16 protein-coding genes and 1 tRNA gene are annotated in these 18,186 nt (G+C 46.3%); 8 read left to right on the top strand and 9 right to left on the bottom strand.

Annotated elements, in window-relative coordinates; all coding sequences use genetic code 11:
- Positions 1–192 (top strand): hypothetical protein (locus DWZ40_RS19860; RefSeq protein WP_207664526.1); only part of this gene is annotated, 192 nt, incomplete at its 5' end.
- A gap of 2 nt (positions 193–194) precedes the next feature.
- Here DWZ40_RS19860 and DWZ40_RS16685 read toward each other — a convergent pair.
- The 9 genes from DWZ40_RS16685 to dnaA form a co-directional block, all read right to left on the bottom strand.
- Positions 195–282: transfer RNA gene (locus DWZ40_RS16685), tRNA-Ser, on the bottom strand.
- A gap of 159 nt (positions 283–441) precedes the next feature.
- Complete coding sequence (locus DWZ40_RS16690) at positions 442–999, bottom strand: Fe-S-containing hydro-lyase (protein WP_118543997.1); 558 nt, start codon at positions 997–999, stop codon at positions 442–444.
- A gap of 12 nt (positions 1,000–1,011) precedes the next feature.
- Positions 1,012–1,854, bottom strand: a complete 843-nt coding sequence (locus DWZ40_RS16695) for a fumarate hydratase (RefSeq protein WP_347560118.1) — start codon at positions 1,852–1,854, stop codon at positions 1,012–1,014.
- 241 nt (positions 1,855–2,095) lie between these two features.
- A complete protein-coding gene (gene gyrA / locus DWZ40_RS16700; protein ID WP_118543999.1) occupies positions 2,096–4,612 on the bottom strand; it encodes a DNA gyrase subunit A in 2,517 nt (838 codons plus the stop codon).
- Positions 4,613–4,721: 109 nt separating this feature from the next.
- Positions 4,722–6,635 (bottom strand): DNA topoisomerase (ATP-hydrolyzing) subunit B, encoded by a 1,914-nt coding sequence (gyrB, locus tag DWZ40_RS16705; protein ID WP_118544000.1) that lies wholly within the window; start codon positions 6,633–6,635, stop codon positions 4,722–4,724.
- A gap of 45 nt (positions 6,636–6,680) precedes the next feature.
- Positions 6,681–7,766 (bottom strand): DNA replication/repair protein RecF, encoded by a 1,086-nt coding sequence (recF, locus tag DWZ40_RS16710; protein WP_118544001.1) that lies wholly within the window; start codon positions 7,764–7,766, stop codon positions 6,681–6,683.
- Positions 7,763–7,972 carry an RNA-binding S4 domain-containing protein gene (locus DWZ40_RS16715; protein ID WP_118544002.1) on the bottom strand — a complete coding sequence of 70 codons (210 nt, stop codon included), beginning with the start codon at positions 7,970–7,972 and terminating at the stop codon, positions 7,763–7,765. The genes recF and DWZ40_RS16715 overlap by 4 nt, the downstream gene beginning before the upstream one ends.
- A gap of 122 nt (positions 7,973–8,094) precedes the next feature.
- A complete protein-coding gene (gene dnaN / locus DWZ40_RS16720) occupies positions 8,095–9,210 on the bottom strand; it encodes a DNA polymerase III subunit beta (protein ID WP_118544003.1) in 1,116 nt (371 codons plus the stop codon).
- 342 nt (positions 9,211–9,552) lie between these two features.
- Positions 9,553–10,932 carry a chromosomal replication initiator protein DnaA gene (dnaA, locus tag DWZ40_RS16725; protein WP_118544004.1) on the bottom strand — a complete coding sequence of 460 codons (1,380 nt, stop codon included), beginning with the start codon at positions 10,930–10,932 and terminating at the stop codon, positions 9,553–9,555.
- A 427-nt stretch (positions 10,933–11,359) separates the two neighbouring features.
- On the opposite strand from dnaA, the gene rpmH reads away from it, so the two are divergent.
- The 7 genes from rpmH to mnmG all read left to right on the top strand — a co-directional run bounded on the left by rpmH (position 11,360) and on the right by mnmG (position 18,145).
- Positions 11,360–11,494: a 50S ribosomal protein L34 gene (gene rpmH, locus DWZ40_RS16730; RefSeq protein WP_118532075.1), complete on the top strand. Its 135-nt coding sequence runs from the start codon at positions 11,360–11,362 to the stop codon at positions 11,492–11,494.
- A gap of 80 nt (positions 11,495–11,574) precedes the next feature.
- Positions 11,575–11,919, top strand: coding sequence for a ribonuclease P protein component (gene rnpA, locus DWZ40_RS16735; protein WP_118544005.1), 345 nt, complete (start codon positions 11,575–11,577; stop codon positions 11,917–11,919).
- Positions 11,920–11,944: 25 nt separating this feature from the next.
- Positions 11,945–12,160 (top strand): membrane protein insertion efficiency factor YidD, encoded by a 216-nt coding sequence (gene yidD, locus DWZ40_RS16740; RefSeq protein WP_347560119.1) that lies wholly within the window; start codon positions 11,945–11,947, stop codon positions 12,158–12,160.
- Between the two features lie 19 nt (positions 12,161–12,179).
- A complete protein-coding gene (locus DWZ40_RS16745; RefSeq protein WP_118544007.1) occupies positions 12,180–13,490 on the top strand; it encodes a YidC/Oxa1 family membrane protein insertase in 1,311 nt (436 codons plus the stop codon).
- 12 nt (positions 13,491–13,502) lie between these two features.
- Positions 13,503–14,606 carry an RNA-binding cell elongation regulator Jag/EloR gene (gene jag / locus DWZ40_RS16750; RefSeq protein ID WP_118544008.1) on the top strand — a complete coding sequence of 368 codons (1,104 nt, stop codon included), beginning with the start codon at positions 13,503–13,505 and terminating at the stop codon, positions 14,604–14,606.
- 165 nt (positions 14,607–14,771) lie between these two features.
- Entirely contained in the window at positions 14,772–16,160 is a 1,389-nt protein-coding gene (gene mnmE, locus DWZ40_RS16755) for a tRNA uridine-5-carboxymethylaminomethyl(34) synthesis GTPase MnmE (protein ID WP_118544009.1), read from the top strand.
- Positions 16,161–16,261: 101 nt separating this feature from the next.
- Positions 16,262–18,145, top strand: a complete 1,884-nt coding sequence (mnmG, locus tag DWZ40_RS16760; RefSeq protein ID WP_118544010.1) for a tRNA uridine-5-carboxymethylaminomethyl(34) synthesis enzyme MnmG — start codon at positions 16,262–16,264, stop codon at positions 18,143–18,145.
- Positions 18,146–18,186: the final 41 nt, after the last annotated feature.

Genomic DNA, 18,186 nt, shown 5'->3' on the forward strand with positions numbered 1-18,186 from the left:
GATAGTTTAGCACAGCTTCAAGCTTTTGTCAACAACTTTTTAAATTTCTTTTTGAATCCTTTCAGATTCGCTTTGCTGTTTTCAGCAGCGTGTTATATCTTATCAGATGTTTTCGCTTTTGTCAACAACTTTTTTTATTTTTCTTTCCAGACTTTTTTGTCTTTCAGAGAAAAAAAGAATCATCTGGAATAGAGCGGAGAAAGAGGGATTTGAACCCTCGCGCCGGTTGCCCGACCTACACCCTTAGCAGGGGCGCCTCTTCGGCCTCTTGAGTATTTCTCCGAATTTCATAATTCCATATGATCTTGCGCTTCAACTTACGTTTTCAGACGCATTGCCTATTATATAGCACAGACTTCGCTTTGTCAACAACATTTTCAAAAAAATTTTCGCAGCAGATCTTGCCAGTTTGAAATGCAACGCATCGGCAAGATCCCGCTGCTATTGCGCAGCACGCGAATAAGAGCGAATTGCGGTTTCATACAGGTTATTTCCCTCTGAATCAATAACAACGATCACAGGAAAATCCTTTACCTCCAGTTTGCGGATCGCCTCGGTTCCCAGATCATCATACGCGATCACTTCGGAGGAAAGGATGCATTTGGAAAGCAGTGCACCTGCACCTCCGACTGCAGCAAAATAAACACAGCCATTTCTTACGACCGCATCGATCACCGCCTGGCTTCTTTTTCCCTTTCCGATCATGGCACCGAGTCCCAGATCAATTAATTTCGGAGCATACTTATCCATGCGACTTGCGGTAGTCGGTCCTGCTGAGCCGATCGGTCTGCCCTCCCTGGCCGGTGACGGTCCCATATAATAAATGACATTGCGCTCCATATCGAGTGGAAGCGGATTTCCTGCATCCAGTGCTTCCTGCATCCGTTTGTGAGCAGCATCTCTTGCGGTATAAATCGTTCCGGTCAGATATACATAGTCTCCTGCTCTCAGACTTTTCGCATCTTCTTTGCTGATCGGTACCTGAATTTTTCTGTCCATAGGAATCTCCTTCTATAATACACGGTGTGCGTGACGGTTTACATGACAACAGATATTAATTGCAACCGGAAGTCCGGCAATATGAGTCGGATAAGTCTCAATATTTACGGATAATGCCGTTACCCGGCCACCCAGACCTCCCGGTCCGATTCCCAGTCCGTTGATGCGCTCCAGCATTTCTTTTTCCAGGTCTGCTACATAAGGAACCTCGGAATGCTCATGCAGATTTCTGGTCAGGGCATGTTTTGCCATGATGGCGCATTTTTCAAAGGTGCCGCCAATTCCTACACCCACAACCATAGGAGGGCATGCGTTCGGACCGGCATCCTTTACTGCCGTCAGAATGGCATTCTTTACGCCCTCGATTCCGTCTGCCGGCTTCAGCATAAAGACGCGGCTCATATTCTCACTGCCAAAGCCCTTTGGTGCCAGCGTGATATCGATACGATCGCCTTCCACAATCTCATAATGAATGATAGCCGGAGTATTATCCTTCGTATTTTCTCTTAAGATCGGATCCTTCACAACGGACTTTCTCAAAAAACCATCTACATAACCATCGTGTACACCCTGGTTGATGGCATCGGTCAGGCTGCCGCCTTCCAAATGCACATCCTGGCCTATCTTGATAAATACAACTGCCATTCCGGTGTCCTGGCAGATTGGGATCATATCCGCACCTGCGATCTTAAGGTTTTCCTGCAGCTGGTTTAAAATCTGTTTTCCAAGCGGTGATTCTTCCTGCTCCACTGCCATCTTCATCCGTTCTGCCATATCTTCTGACAAAAAATGATTGGCTTCGATACACATTTCCTTTACTGCAGCTGTAATCTCACTTACGTTTACTGTTCTTATCATCTTCTGACCCACTCCTATTAAATTTGAAAACCAATGTGCCTTGACACATTCCCGCACTAAGACGCGGTTGCTTTGACAACCATCTGCCTTTGCTCCAAGTGCACTCTGCGTTCTAATTTCCTATGGAACATAAAAATGCTGCCAGCTGCCCTTCCCTCTTATTTCAGGGAAAACAGCCGGCAGCATCCTCTTTTACTTGCCTTTTAATTTTATTCTTACAAGGACCAGACCCTGTTCTTTATTCCTGCTGATCTGTTTCTTGTTCGGAAAGTTCCAGATCTTCGATTCCATCTCCCTCGGATTTTGCTCCGTCATCCCGCACCTTCGCGATGCTTGCTACGCGGATATCAGAATCCGGATCGATGTTCATCAGCTTGACACCAGAAGTGTTCCGGCCGATCACGGAAATATCCTCTACGGAAATACGGATCACAACCCCCTCGTTCGTGATCATCATAATGTCATGGTCATCGTGTACCAGCTTTGCACCTACGATATCACCGGTCTTTTCGGTGATCTTGTAACAGAGCACACCTTTACCGCCACGGTTCTGTGCCGTGAACTCCTCGATCGGGGTCCGTTTGCCCATACCATTCTCAGAAACGATCAGAAGCTTTTCACCCTGGGTATCCATCTGCATGCCGACTACTTCATCGCCTTCATTCAGCTTCATACCGATCACACCCATGGATACACGGCCGGTTACGCGCACATCGGTCTCATGGAAGCGGATGCACTGTCCCTTCTTCGTTACCAGGAAGATATCTTTCGTATTATCGGTTGCCTTTACTTCGATCAGTTCATCATGTTCCTTCAGCACGATTGCCTGAAGACCGTTCTTGCGGACGTTCTCGTATTCCTTTACCGGAGTCTTCTTGACCATGCCGCCGCGGGTTGCCATGAACAGATAATCGGTCTCATGGTATTCCTTCACCGGAATGATCGCTGTGATCTTCTCCTCCGGCTGCAGCTGCAGAAGGTTAATGATCGCGGTTCCGCGCGCGGTTCTGCTGCCTTCTGGGATTGCGTAAGCTTTCAGGCGGTATACGCGGCCTTTGTTGGTGAAGAACATAATGTAATTGTGAGTCTTGGTCAGGAGCAGGTCTTCGATGTAATCTTCATCGATCGTCTGCATGCCCTTGATTCCCTTACCGCCGCGGTTCTGGTTCTTGAAATTATCGACGCTCATGCGCTTGATGTAGCCAAGCTTGGTCATCGCCACGATGGTATTCTCATTCGGAATCAGATCCTCCATGGACATATCAAACTCGTCAAAGCCAATGGCGGTCTTACGGTCATCGCCGTACTTGTCAGAGATCACAAGGATTTCCTCGCGGATCACGCCTAACAGCTTTTTCTCGTCCGCCAGGATTGCCTTTAATTCCTCAATCTTTGCCATCAGGTCTTTGTATTCGTTTTCCAGCTTCTCCCGTTCCAGACCGGTCAGTGCACGCAGACGCATGTCTACGATTGCCTGAGACTGGGCATCGCTGAGTCCGAAGCGCTCCATCAACTGCTGCTTTGCAATCTGGACATTCTCAGAACCACGGATGATGCGGATGACCTCATCGATGTGGTCTAAGGCGATCAGCAAGCCCTGTAAGATGTGGGCACGCTCTTCTGCTTTATTTAAATCGTATTTTGTTCTTCTGGTAACAACATCTTCCTGATGACGCAGATAGTAAGTCAGCATCTCAAGCAGATTTAATACTTTTGGCTGGTTATCGACCAGAGCCAGCATGATGACACCAAAGGTATCCTGCAGCTGGGTATGCTTTAACAACTGGTTTAAGATCACGTTTGCGTTGACGTCACGGCGCAGCTCAATGACAATGCGCATACCCTGACGGTCAGACTCATCGCGCAGATCAGTAATTCCGTCGATCCGTTTTTCCTTGACCAGCTCTGCGATCTTCTCGATCAGTCTTGCCTTGTTTACCAGATACGGAAGCTCAGTCACTACAATACGGCTCTTACCGTTCGGCATCGTCTCGATATCGGATACTGCACGTACCCGGATCTTGCCGCGTCCGGTGCGGTAGGCTTCCTCAATGCCTGCTTTTCCAAGGATCGTTGCTCCGGTCGGAAAGTCCGGGCCTTTTACGATCTCTAAAATTTCTTCCAGGGTTGTGCCGCGGTCTTCCTCGATACGGTTGTCGATCAGCTTTACGACAGCACCAATGACCTCACGCAGATTGTGAGGCGGAATGTTGGTTGCCATACCAACTGCAATACCGGTAGTACCGTTCACTAACAGGTTCGGATACCGGGCCGGGAGCACAACCGGCTCTTTCTCTGTCTCATCGAAGTTCGGTATAAAATCAACGGTATCTTTTCCAATGTCAGCCAGCATCTCCATGGAGATCTTGCTTAAGCGGGCCTCGGTATATCGCATCGCAGCCGCACCATCGCCATCCACGGAACCAAAGTTTCCATGCCCGTCTACCAGCGGATAACGGGTAGACCATTCCTGTGCCATATTTACAAGAGCTCCATAGATAGAGCTGTCACCATGCGGGTGATATTTACCCATGGTATCGCCGACGATACGCGCGCATTTTCTGTGTGGCTTATCCGGTCCATTATTCAGCTCGATCATGGAATAAAGCACACGGCGCTGAACCGGCTTTAAACCGTCCCGCACATCCGGCAGGGCACGGGACGCGATAACGCTCATGGCATAGTCGATATAGGATTTTTCCATCGTGGATTTCAAATCTATATCGTGAACTTTATCAAAAATATTTGGTTCCATATTGTTCTCCTTGTTGTCTCATTGTTACGGTTGCATATCCGTCCGGCATCCTGCAGAATGCTGTAGGCCATGAACAGCTGCCTGCTGCCCAAAGCCTTGCACTGCCCAGTTAGATGTCCAGATTCTGTACATATTTTGCGTTTGCCTCGATAAACTCACGGCGCGGTTCAACCTGGTCACCCATTAAGGTGGTAAAGGTCAGATCCAGCTCGGATGCCACATCGTCGTCCATGTTGACACGAAGCAGGATACGGCGCTCCGGATCCATGGTGGTCTCCCAGAGCTGCTCTGCATCCATCTCTCCCAGACCTTTGTAACGCTGAATTTTATTGTTATTGTCTCGTCCCACTTCTTTGATGATCGAAGCCAGTTCTTCATCACTGTAAGCGTACCAGATCTTTTTATTCTTTTCCAGTTTGTATAACGGCGGCTGTGCCAGGTATACATGCCCCTGCTTGATCAGCTCTGGCATGAAGCGGTATAAGAAGGTCAGCATCAGGGTACTGATATGGGCTCCGTCTACATCCGCATCGGTCATGATGATGATCTTGTGATAACGCAGCTTGGAAATATCGAAATCGTCATGGATTCCGGTTCCGAATGCCGTGATCATCGCCTTGATCTCCGCATTGGCATAGATCTTGTCCAGTCTTGCCTTCTCCACATTTAAAATCTTACCGCGCAGCGGCAGGATCGCCTGGGTATCTCTGGAGCGGGCTGTCTTCGCAGAACCGCCTGCGGAGTCTCCCTCTACGATAAAGATCTCACATTTTTCCGGATCCTTGTTGGAACAGTCTGCCAGCTTGCCCGGAAGTGCCATTCCCTCTAATGCAGTCTTTCTTCTGGTTAAGTCACGGGCCTTTCTCGCTGCGGCACGGGCACGCTGGGCCAGAACAGATTTCTCGCAGATGGTCTTGGCTGCAGCAGGATTCTGCTCTAAGAAGTAAGTCAGCTGCTCACTGACGATGCTGTTTACCGCTCCCATGGCCTCGCTGTTTCCAAGCTTCTGCTTGGTCTGGCCCTCAAACTGTGGCTCCTCGATCTTGATGCTGACGATCGCAGTTAAGCCCTCACGGATATCTTCACCGCTTAAATTCGGCTCGCTGTCCTTTAACAGCTTATTCTTGCGGGCATAATCGTTGATGGTCTTGGTCAGCGCATTTTTTAAACCAGCCAGATGGGTACCACCCTCCGGGGTATTTACGTTATTTACGAAGGTATAGATGTTCTCGGTATAAGAATCGTTATGCTGCATGGCAACCTCAACAAACACACCGTCTCTGGTGCCTTCACAGTAAATCACATTATCGTAGAGCGCTGCCTTGCCCTTGTTTAAGTAGGTAACAAATTCCTGGATACCACCCTCATAATGGAATACTTTTTCTTTCTTTTCTTCCCGGTCGTCACGCAGGGTAATCTTTAATGCCTTGGTTAAGAACGCCGTCTCCTGAAGACGGATACGCAGGATATCGAAATCATATACGGTCTCCTCGAAAATTTCCGGGTCTGGCAGGAAATGAACTTCGGTTCCGTGTTTGTCCGCATCACATTCCCCGACTACCTTTAACGGATACATCACCTTGCCACGCTCATAGCGCTGCTGGTAAATCTTGCCATCCTGATAAACACGCACTTCCAGCCAGGTAGAGAGGGCATTTACAACCGACGCGCCTACACCATGCAGACCACCGGATACCTTGTATCCCCCACCGCCGAATTTGCCGCCGGCATGAAGGATCGTAAAGACAACCTCTACCGCAGGAATACCGGCTTTTTTCTGAATGCCGACCGGAATGCCGCGACCATCATCCAGTACCGTGATGGAATTGTCTTCATGGATCGTGACGTCAATTCTGTCACAGTAACCGGCCAGCGCTTCATCTACCGCATTATCTACAATCTCATAAACCAGGTGATGAAGTCCCCTGGACGAAGTGCTGCCAATATACATACCAGGTCTCTTCCGGACCGCTTCCAGCCCTTCCAGAATCTGAATCTGGTCTGCTCCGTATTCTGCACTCATGTTATTTCCTCCTAGTCAAAAAATATATCTATAACCTGTCTATCGTCAGTTTTCACTGGTCACGGTTCCATTTACCACGCGAAACAGCTTATCCATCTGAAAACGGTTGTTTACAAAATCTTCCAGTCCGGTACAGGTGATCATCGTCTGAATATGATCGATCGCAGACAGAAGATGGTTCTGCCGCTCCCCGTCCAGCTCAGAAAGCACATCATCCAGTAAAAGGATGGGATAATCGCGCACCAGCTTTTTTACAAGCTCAATCTCTGCCAGCTTTAACGACAACGCCGCAGTGCGCTGCTGTCCCTGGGAACCAAATTTCCGGATATCGATATCACCGATGTAAAAACCAATGTCATCCCGGTGCGGACCCACCAGGGTTGTCTTCTGTTTCACATCCTGGCTGCGGCTTCTGGCGATGCCTGCTTCCAGCTCCTCTGCCTGGGAATTGGGATCGTACACGATCCTTAAGTTTTCTTTTCCGCCGGACAGCTTCTGGTGAATCTCAGAAATGATCTCATTGAGCTGTCCGATAAATTCTTCCCGGAAGCGGATCACTTCTTTTCCATACTGGACCAGCTGCATATCCCACACATCCAGGGTTTCCTCATATTCCGGATGAAAGAACAGCTCTTTCAGAAGCTTATTCCGCTGCAGCAGGACCCGGTTGTAGGACACCAGGGAGTGCACGTAAAGCTTATTTAACTGGCACAATTCCAGGTCAATGAATTTGCGCCGCTCCGCCGGACCGTTTTTGATCAGGTTTAAGTCCTCCGGTGAGAAAAACACCACGTTCACAATCCCAAACAGCTCACTGGCTTTCCGGATGGGAATCCCGTTGATTGCCACGCCCTTTGCCTTATTTTTCTTTAAATGCATATCGATGCGGTACGGGACATCCCGTTTGCGCACCGTAAGCTTAATATGGGATTCATCATTCTGGAACCGGATCATCTCCCGGTCCTTGCTGCCGCGGTGTGATTTGGTGGTGCAGCAGACATAGACCGCCTCTAAAATGTTCGTCTTTCCCTGGGCATTGTTCCCGTAAAGAATATTGGTACCCGGAGAAAACTCCATATGTAATTGATCGTAGTTCCGGTAATTCTGAAGCTCAATGGACTCTATTATCATAATTCGATCCGAATGGTCTCTCCCTGATACGTTACTTCATCTCCTGCATGAAGCTTTTTTCCTCTCTGGTACTCTACGCTGCCGTTTACTTTTACCAGTCCGTCCTCGATCGCATACTTGGCATCGACACCGGATTCGCAAAGACCAGCTGCCTTTAAGGCCTGGCCAAGCTTGATATATTCATCTCTCAGTTTAATGATTTCCATAATTTTCCTCTCTAAACCTCTGTTTGCTCTGTTTCATATCCATTTATACGCTGCTGCTCATGCCTTGCGCAAACAACAACAAATTTTTCCAATGCTTCCCAGCACCCTGGCATCTCACGGTTTTATGCTTCATTGATAAAGTTTACAGGCAGGATCAGATAAATATAGGTTCCTTCTTCATCCTTGATAAAGCATGGGGACTTCGGGTTCATCATATAAAGCTCCACATCCTCATCGTCAATGACACGAAGCGCATCCAGCAGGAATTTCGGATTGAATGCGATCATGATGTCTTTACCGGATTTGTGTGCCGGAACATTGGCATTCATGGAACCAAATGCTGACTTCACCTTCATATTAACATTATTATCTTCCACGTTCATGATGATCGGTTTGCGGTCACTGTCGCGGATCAGGATCATCGCGCGATCGATATTATCCATGAAATCACGTTTGTTGATCTTCACACGCGTTTCGTAATCACTGGAAAGCATATGGTCAATCTTAAAATATTCTCCATCGATCAGACGGGAAACCACAATGGTATCATCAAATTCGAATAAAATATGATTTTTGCTGAAATAAATAAGAACTTCTTTTTCATTGTCACCAGTCAGGATCTTACTGATCTCAGAAAGTGTTTTTCCCGGAACTATAACCTTATGGTTATCATAATGTTCTTTCAGCTGAATATTGCGAATGGAGATCCGGTGTCCGTCCAGGGAAACCACCTTGAGAAAATCATCTTTTACCTCCAGAAGTTCGCCTGCCATCATCTTATTGCTGTCGTTTGGTGAGATAGAAAAAATGGTCTGACGAATTGCTTCTTTTAAAGTAAACTGGCTCAGACTGATATGCTGGTCGCGCTCAATGTAAGGAAGATAGGAAAATTCCTCGCCATCCCGGCCCTGAATATTAAATACTGCATTCTCACATTCAATGATTGTATTGAAATGATTATCAGAAGTAATCGATACCGGAGTATCGCCATCTGGAAGTTTTCTGATAATTTCAGAAAAAAGTTTTGCTTCCAGTGCAATTTTACCGCGTTCCAGAATAGAACCTTCTACTTTTGTCTCAATTCCCAGTTCCATATCGTTGCCGGTAAGTTTAATTTCATTGGTATCGGCATCGATCAGAATGCATTCAAGGATGGACATGGTCGTTCTGGAAGGAATTGCTTTGGATACAATATTGATTCCATTGAGGAGAGCATCTTTCTTAAATTCGAGCTTCATGTTGATAACTTCCTTTCTGTCGGTTCAGAGTCTTTTTAAAGATATATAAAATAAAATTTCGTCGTAATCGTAGTAGGGCGTGTGGATTTGTGTAAAAGCCGGTTCAGCCCAGAAAATCAGCAGAGTTTTCGACGTGAATAAGGCTGTTGAAAACTCTTCTGAAACTTCTGGAATACCAGGCGGTTATCCACATGTGAAAAAATGACAAAATCGGGCGAAAAAAATGTCCACAGACTGTTCACACGGAATCCACGCGTTTTCCACAGAAAAATGTGAATAAGTGGGAAGCGGGATCGCACCATGTTTTATGTTAACCGATTCATGCATTATGTTAACCAGATATTACTGCGGACTGATTTTTTTCTTCAGAATGTCAATCGTATTCTGAAGGGAAGGATTCTTTTCCAGATCTGCGCTGATCGTTTTGATTCCATGAAGAATCGTGGTATGATCACGGCCGCCCAGTGCCTTACCGATATTTTGCAGACCGGTTTCTGTCATAGTACGGCACAGATACATCACGATCTGGCGCGGATAAACAATTTCTTTGCTTCGTTTTGCAGACATGATATCAAGCGGGGTGAGGTTAAAATGATCGGCAACGATCTGAATGATGAATTCCGGAGTAACTTCCTGCTTGTCGCCTGGGGCAATGATATCTTTTAATGCTTTTTCAGCCAGTTCGATGTCAATCTCGCGATTTTTTTCCAGCTTGGAAAGTGCAACGATCTTGGTAAGGGCGCCTTCCAGCTCACGGATATTGGATTTGATGTTGGTTGCAATATATTTGATTACTTCATTATCTATATTGTAACCTTCCATCTCTTCTTTCTTTCGAAGGATCGCCATTCGTGTTTCGTAATCCGGAGACTGGATGTCTACGGTCAGACCCCACTCAAAACGGGAGCGGAGACGTTCTTCCAGAGTCTCGATTTCTTTTGGCGGTTTATCCGATGAAATAATGATTTGTTTTTTTGCTTCATGCAGTGCATTGAATGTGTGGAAAAATTCTTCCTGCGTACTTTCCTTACCAATAATGAACTGGATATCATCGATCAAAAGGACATCATTGTTGCGGTATTTTTCGCGAAATTCCGTGGTGGAAATGTTGTTCTTATTACGGATCGCATCGATCAGTTCATTGGTGAACTTTTCAGAAGTAACATAAAGGATCTTGGCCTTCGGGTTGTTTTTCAGGATAAAGTTTGCAATGGAATGCATCAGGTGTGTTTTTCCAAGACCTACACCTCCGTAAATAAAAAGAGGGTTGTAGATTTCACCCGGAGATTCAGCAACAGCCAGGGATGCCGCATGTGCCAGATTGTTGTTGGCTCCGACAACGAAGGTATCGAAGGTATATTTGGGATTTAAGTTGGCATTTTGCAGTGTGGACAGGCTTACCGTGTTTGTATTGTTCTGGATCAGCTGGTTTGCAGAAGCTGGTTCCGGAACAATATCTTCCTCCACAAGAAACTGGACGGTGTCACACTTGATGCCGGTAACTTCTTCAATGGATACCTTCAGCATGACGCTGTATTTCTTCTTAATATATCCGAGAAAATTGGCATCTGGAACGATGATCTTCACAATATTTCCCGGCTGCTCTAAGGCATAGACCTCTAACGGGAGAAGCCAGGTATCGAAGGAGACATCGGAGATCTCATATTCTTCTTTTAAAAATTTCAGTATATCGTTCCATTTTTCTTTCAGTGTTTCTAACATTATTTCCGTCTCCTGTACTTAATCTATACGGGTGGCTGCAGTGTGACCATGATGATAATCATAATATATCCACAGTTTGTGTGGAAAAAAATGGGCCTGTTTGTGGATATGCGAGAGCACCCAATCTAGAAACATTGTATACCATAAACGGCTGATTTTCAATGAAAACCGAAAAATCTTCGCCGTTTTGTGAAAATTATCAACAGACTTATCCACAACTTGTGGATAACTTATTCACAATATCAACAGCTTGTATGTGGGCAGCCTTTTGGGAGCAGCCGTTTTTGTGTGGATTTTGGGGATATTTCTTTTTTAAGAAAAGGCTTGACGAACCCGCATGTTTTCTATATAATTGAGAAGATGTTTAATTAAAATAGTCGTAATGTGTTCAATCAAATAAGCGATGTAAAGAAGGAGGTGCCGCAACATGAAGATGACTTTCCAGCCGAAGAACAGACAGAGATCCAAAGTTCATGGCTTCAGAGCTAGAATGAGTACTCCAGGTGGAAGAAAAGTATTAGCTGCAAGAAGAGCAAAGGGAAGAGCGAAATTATCCGCTTAATGAGTTAAGGTCACAAGAAATTGTGACCTTTTGTATTTTGTATTACCTGGTATACAGGATCAGTATGGTGGTAGCAGAAAATGAAACGATTTCCGAGCATTAAGAAGAATTCTGATTTCCAGGCAATTTACCGCACTGCGAAATCCTATGCCAACAGACAGTTGGTCATGTATGTAAAAAAGACCGGAGAAGCCCAGTCAAGGATTGGGATATCGGTGAGTAAAAAAGTTGGAAACAGTGTGGTGAGACATCATCTGGCCCGGCTGGTGCGGGAGAGTTTCCGACTGAACAGGAACACATTAGAAGAAGGATTAGACATCATCGTGGTAGCGCGTGCTGCCGCAAAAGACTCAGATTATAAGACAATTGAGCGTGCATTTATGCACCTGTGCGGACTGCATAACATAATAAGAGAATCGAAGTGAGAATATGATCAGCAAAATTTCAGATTTGATGAAAAAGCTTCTTATATTAATGATACGCGGATACCAGATCTTTTTATCCCCGTTGAAAACAAGAACTCACTGTATTTACACGCCTACGTGTTCCCAATACGCCATTGAGGCACTTACCAGGTACGGCGTGGTGAAAGGTTTATGGTTGTCTGTGAAGAGGATACTCCGGTGTCATCCATGGGCAGAAGGCGGTTATGACCCAGTTCCGTAACACATGAGGAGGTAGCAGATTGGATTACTTAGTATTAACAAAGGTTCATGGGGCGATTCTTGGTCCGATTTCCCAGATCCTGGGATGGATCCTGAATATACTGGTTGAGTTTACCAATTCCTTTGGTATTCTGAATATCGGTTTATCCATTATTTTATTTACCCTGGTTGTGAAAATACTGATGTTCCCATTGACGATCAAGCAGCAGAAGGCTTCTAAGCTGATGGCTGTCATGCAGCCTGAACTTCAGGCCATCCAGGCGAAATACAAGGGCAAAACAGACAATGACTCCATGATGAAGATGAATGTGGAGACGAAAGCTGTTTATGAGAAATACGGCACATCCATGACTGGAGGATGTCTCCAGCTCGTGATCCAGATGCCGATCCTGTTTGCGCTGTATCGCGTGATCTATTGTATTCCGGCTTATGTAATGCCGATCAAGGAGCATTTTTTGAATGTGGTTTATGCGCTGACCGGAAGTTCTTCCGCGTCTGCCCTGACAGAGGGGGCAGCAGCAAATCTGCTGCAGTTTGCAACGGATCACAATATTGCATTGACGGGTGTTAACCCGATCGGAGATCTGACCGGAGTGAGCGGTGAGGCTCTGGCCAACAAAATGGTCGATATCCTTTACAAGCTGAATCCGGCCCAGTGGGGAGAACTGGCACAGGCTTTCCCAAATGCAGCGTCTGTTATTTCAGACAATGCAGCTACGATTGAGAAGATGAATACCTTCCTTGGTATTAACCTGTCATCCAATCCGTTTAACGGAAGTTTCGTTCCAAACCTGGCATGGCTGATCCCGATCCTTGCAGGTCTTACCCAGTATGCCAGCACCAAATTAATGATGGCAACCCAGCCGAAGAAGACAAACAACGGGGAAGATATGAGTTCCCAGATGATGCAGAGCATGAACGTTACCATGCCGCTTATGTCTGTATTTTTCTGCTTTACCTTCCCGGCAGCAATCGGTATTTACTGGGTAGCCAGCAGTACGTTCCAGCTTTTGCAGCAGCTGATCGTAAATACTTACCTGAGCAAGGTAGATATGGATGAGCTGATCCGCAAGAACGTGGAAAAGGCAAACAAAAAACGTGCGAAAAAAGGTCTTCCGCCGCAGAAAGTCAATCAGAATGCAACTGCAAACTTAAAACACATGGAGGCTGTTGCAGCGAAGGAAGAGGCAGAGCGTGCAGAGAAGCTCGAGAAGAGCAAAAAACAGGTGGAGCAGTCTACCAGTTATTACAACAAAGACGCGAAACCGGGAAGTCTGGCTTCCAAGGCAAATATGGTTGCCAGATATAACGAAAAACACAATAATAAATAAGGGGGTAACACCATGGATGGGAAGATTACAATCTCTGCCAGTACATTGGACGAGGCAATCACAAAAGCATTGATTGAACTGCAGACGACCAGTGAGCATCTTCATTACGAAGTTGTGCAGAAAGAGAGTGCTGGTCTGCTTGGCATCTTTGGTAAGAAACCCTGCATCATCCGTGCTCACGTGATGACTGAGGCGGAGGAGAAGGAACTGGCTGAGGCAAAGAAGCTGGAGGCAAAAAAAGCCGCAGAAGCCAAAAAGGCTGAAGAGGCGAAAAAAGCGGAAGCTGCGAAGCAGGCTGAAGCAGCGAAGAAAGCCGCACAGGCCGAGGCTGACAGAAAAGCGGAAGCAGCCAGAAAGGCTGAAGCGGAGAAAAGAAAGAAGGCAGAAGCAGTATCTGCAGCGAAAACTCCGGTTTCCGAAAAAGCAACAACCAGCCGTGAGGCAGCTGCACCAGAGGCAATACAGGAGATTGCTGCAGAAGAAATGCCGAAGAAGGCTTCTGTAAAGATCAATGAAGAGGCTGTAAAAAAAGCAGCGAAAGAATTTCTGGATCAGGTATTTGGTGCAATGGGAATGCAGGTTTCGATCGATACCACATACAATGCCAGTGACCGGGAACTTCTGGTTTCCATGGAGGGTGACGATATGGGAATCCTCATTGGAAAACGCGGACAGACCCTGGATTCTTTACAGTATCTGGTAAGTCTTGTAGTAAATAAAGAAACGGAAGGTTATCTGAGAGTAAAGCTTGATACCGAAAATTACCGTGAGAGAAGAAAAGAAACGCTGGAAACTTTAGCGAAGAATATTTCTTATAAGGTAAAGCGCACCAAGCATCCGGTCTCTTTAGAGCCGATGAATCCGTATGAGAGAAGAATCATTCATTCTGCGCTTCAGAATGACAAATATGTCATGACCAGAAGCGAAGGGGAAGATCCGTTCCGTCATGTGGTTATTTCTTTAAAGAAAGAAGTCCCGGCAGGCGGCGGAAGAAAAGAGCGTTATGGTTCCCGCCGCGATAATCGTGGAAGAGGAAGAAACGCGGAAAACAAAGCGCCGAAGACAGAGGCTCCTGCAGAGAAAAAAGAAGCAGAAGCGCCAGGTGCGGAAGCGTAAGATAACTGTATGAATACAGGCGGGTGTCTGGTAGTGGTTTGGCCACCACCTGGCACCCGTTTTGTATTGGATTGTCATAGTAAGGAGGCATCAGCGGTATTCCGCTGGTTAAATTTAATCGTTTGTTTTTGGGCTGGTTTTGCCTGAAGCCAGTCGGAGGAAATTATGCTGAAAGATAGAAGTGCAGATACGATTGCGGCGATTGCAACCGCAATGAGCAGTTCCGGAATCGGAATTATCCGTGTGAGTGGAGACGATGCAATTTCGATTGTGAACCGGATTTTTATGAGCAAAAGAGAACATTTTGATTTGAATACGGCACCATCCCATCGGATTTATTATGGTATGATTCATGATGGAGAAGAAATTCTGGATGAGGTATTGGTGATGCTGATGCGGGGACCGCACAGCTATACTGCAGAAGACACAGTGGAGATAGACTGCCACGGTGGTGTCCTGATTATGAAAAAAATACTGGAAACAGTAATCAAATATGGAGCGAGACCGGCAGAACCGGGAGAATTTACCAAACGGGCATTTTTAAACGGACGGATCGATCTGTCCCAGGCAGAAGCGGTCATGGATGTGATCAATGCCCAGAATGATTATGCAATGAAAAGTTCTGTCAGTCAGTTAAAGGGATCGGTATCCAGAAAAGTCAAAGAACTGAGGGATCAGATCCTGTATCAGATTGCATTCATTGAATCGGCCCTGGATGATCCGGAACATATTTCCCTGGATGGATATGAGGAATCTCTGCTGGAAAAACTGAATCCTATGATGAAGGAAGTGGAGCGCCTGGTCCGTTCCGCAGATAATGGAAGAGTGATTTCAGAGGGAATCCGTACGGTTATCCTTGGAAAACCAAATGCAGGAAAATCTTCTTTGATGAATGTGCTTCTGGGAGAAGAGCGTGCAATTGTAACGGATATTGCCGGAACAACCCGTGACACGTTAGAAGAGCATATCCGTATGCATGGAATCAGCCTGAATGTCATCGATACGGCAGGAATTCGCGAAACGGATGATGTGGTGGAGCAGATTGGTGTGACGAGGGCGAAACTGGCAGCAGATGAGGCGGATCTGATCATTTATGTGGTAGATGGATCCCGTCAGCTGGATGAAAATGATGCACAGATCATGGAGCTGATCCGCGACCGGAAAGCGGTAGTGCTTCTGAATAAGACAGACCTGGATACCGTGATTTCTGAGGAACTTTTACAGGAAAAGACCGGAAAAACCGTAATTTCTGTTTCAGCAAAAGAAGAGACAGGTATTGACAAACTGGAAAAAACAATCCAGAATCTGTTTTATGAAGGAGACATCGATTTTAATGATGAGATCCTGATCACCAATGTACGCCACAAGACTGCGCTGCAAAATGCATGGAACAGTCTGGGCATGGTAAAGCAGAGCATTGAAAATCAGATGCCGGAGGATTTTCTGACCATTGACCTGATGGACGCCTATGAGCAGCTGGGAACCATTACCGGTGAAGCAGTTGAAGATGATCTGGTCAATGAGATTTTCAGCAAATTCTGCATGGGAAAATAAAATGATGCCAAATACGTCTGCCAAAACGTTTATTTGTGGTGGTGCACCTGACTGGCAGGCGTATGCAGGTTTAGATAAGAAAGCTGGAAGGAATAGAGAGTATGCCATACTTAGAAGAATCGTATGATATTGTGGTGGTCGGTGCAGGACATGCCGGATGCGAGGCAGCGCTGGCCTGCGCAAGACTGGGGCTTGAGACGATTGTGTTTACGGTCAGTGTAGACAGTATTGCCCTGATGCCCTGCAACCCGAATATCGGAGGAAGCTCCAAGGGACATCTGGTCCGGGAACTGGATGCATTGGGCGGAGAAATGGGAAAAAATATTGATAAGACCTTTATCCAGTCCAAAATGTTAAATGAATCAAAAGGACCTGCAGTTCATTCCCTGCGTGCGCAGGCGGATAAACAGGATTACAGCAGACAGATGCGCCGTACACTGGAGAATACCGAACATTTAACCATTCGCCAGGCGGAAGTATCAGAAATTCTGGTGGAGGATCACAAGATTACCGGGGTGAAGACGTATTCCGGAGCGGTTTATCATGCAAAAGCCGTGGTCCTGGCAACCGGAACTTATTTAAAAGCACGTTGTATCTATGGTGACGTTAGCAATGCAACGGGGCCAAATGGTCTGCAGCCGGCGAACCATCTGACCGATTCCCTGATTGCAAACGGAATTGAAATGTTCCGTTTTAAGACCGGTACTCCGGCGCGTGCGGATCGGCGAAGCATTGATTTTTCCAAGATGGAAGAGCAGTTTGGAGATAAGCGGGTTGTTCCGTTTTCCTTCTCTACAGATCCGGAATCGGTACAAAAAGACCAGGTTTCGTGCTGGCTGACTTACACAAATGAAGAGACCCATCAGATTATCCGTGATAATTTGGATCGTTCTCCGTTATTCTCCGGGGCAATTGAAGGAAGCGGACCGCGTTACTGTCCGTCAATCGAGGATAAGGTGGTGAAATTCCCGGACAAAACGCGTCATCAGGTATTTATTGAACCAGAGGGTCTCTATACGAATGAAATGTATCTGGGCGGCATGTCGAGTTCCCTGCCGGAAGATGTCCAGTATGCAATGTACCGTACTGTCCCAGGGCTGGAGCATGTAAAAATCGTGCGGAATGCATATGCCATTGAATATGACTGCATCAATGCACGTCAGTTAAAATTGTCGTTGGAGTTTAAGGCAATCAGCGGGTTGTTCAGTGGCGGACAGTTTAACGGAAGCTCCGGATATGAGGAAGCAGCAGTGCAGGGCTTTATGGCAGGCGTGAATGCAGCTATGAAGGTACTGGGAAGAGAACCGGTCATTCTGGATCGTTCCCAGGCATACATTGGTGTTCTGATCGATGATCTGGTTACTAAGGAAAATCATGAGCCATACCGTATGATGACGTCCCGCGCTGAATATCGTTTGCTTTTGCGTCAGGATAATGCAGATCTGCGTTTGCGTGGAATCGGTCATGAAATCGGCCTGGTAGATGACGAAACTTATGAACAGGTTCTTCAGAAGGAAAAAGATATTCAAACAGAAATAGAGCGGTTGGAGAAAACAACGGTAGGAGCAAATCCAAAGATTCAGACATTTTTGGAGAGTCATGGAAGTACAGCATTAAAGACAGGCGCAACACTGGCCGAGTTAGTGCGCAGACCGGAACTTGATTATTTTATGTTAACTGAACTTGATGAAAAACGGCCAGATCTTTCTTATGATACGGCTGAACAGGTTAACATAAATATTAAATATGAAGGATATTTGAAGCGGCAGCAGCAGCAGGTAGCCCAGTTCAAGAAGCTGGAGAAGAAAAAGCTGGATCCGGATTTTGACTACAGTACGGTAAACAGTCTTCGGCGCGAAGCAGTACAAAAGTTAAATCTGTATAAACCGGCATCGATTGGGCAGGCATCCCGTATTTCCGGAGTGTCTCCGGCGGATATTTCCGTATTGCTGGTGCATCTGGAGCAGATGCGGCACAGTAAATAGAGGGTAATAGATTGCTGTTTCTGAAATGGAATTTTCTGAAC

The organism is Clostridium sp. AF32-12BH, from assembly GCF_003477935.1.
In the GTDB taxonomy this organism is placed as follows: Bacteria; Bacillota; Clostridia; order Lachnospirales; family Lachnospiraceae; genus Brotaphodocola.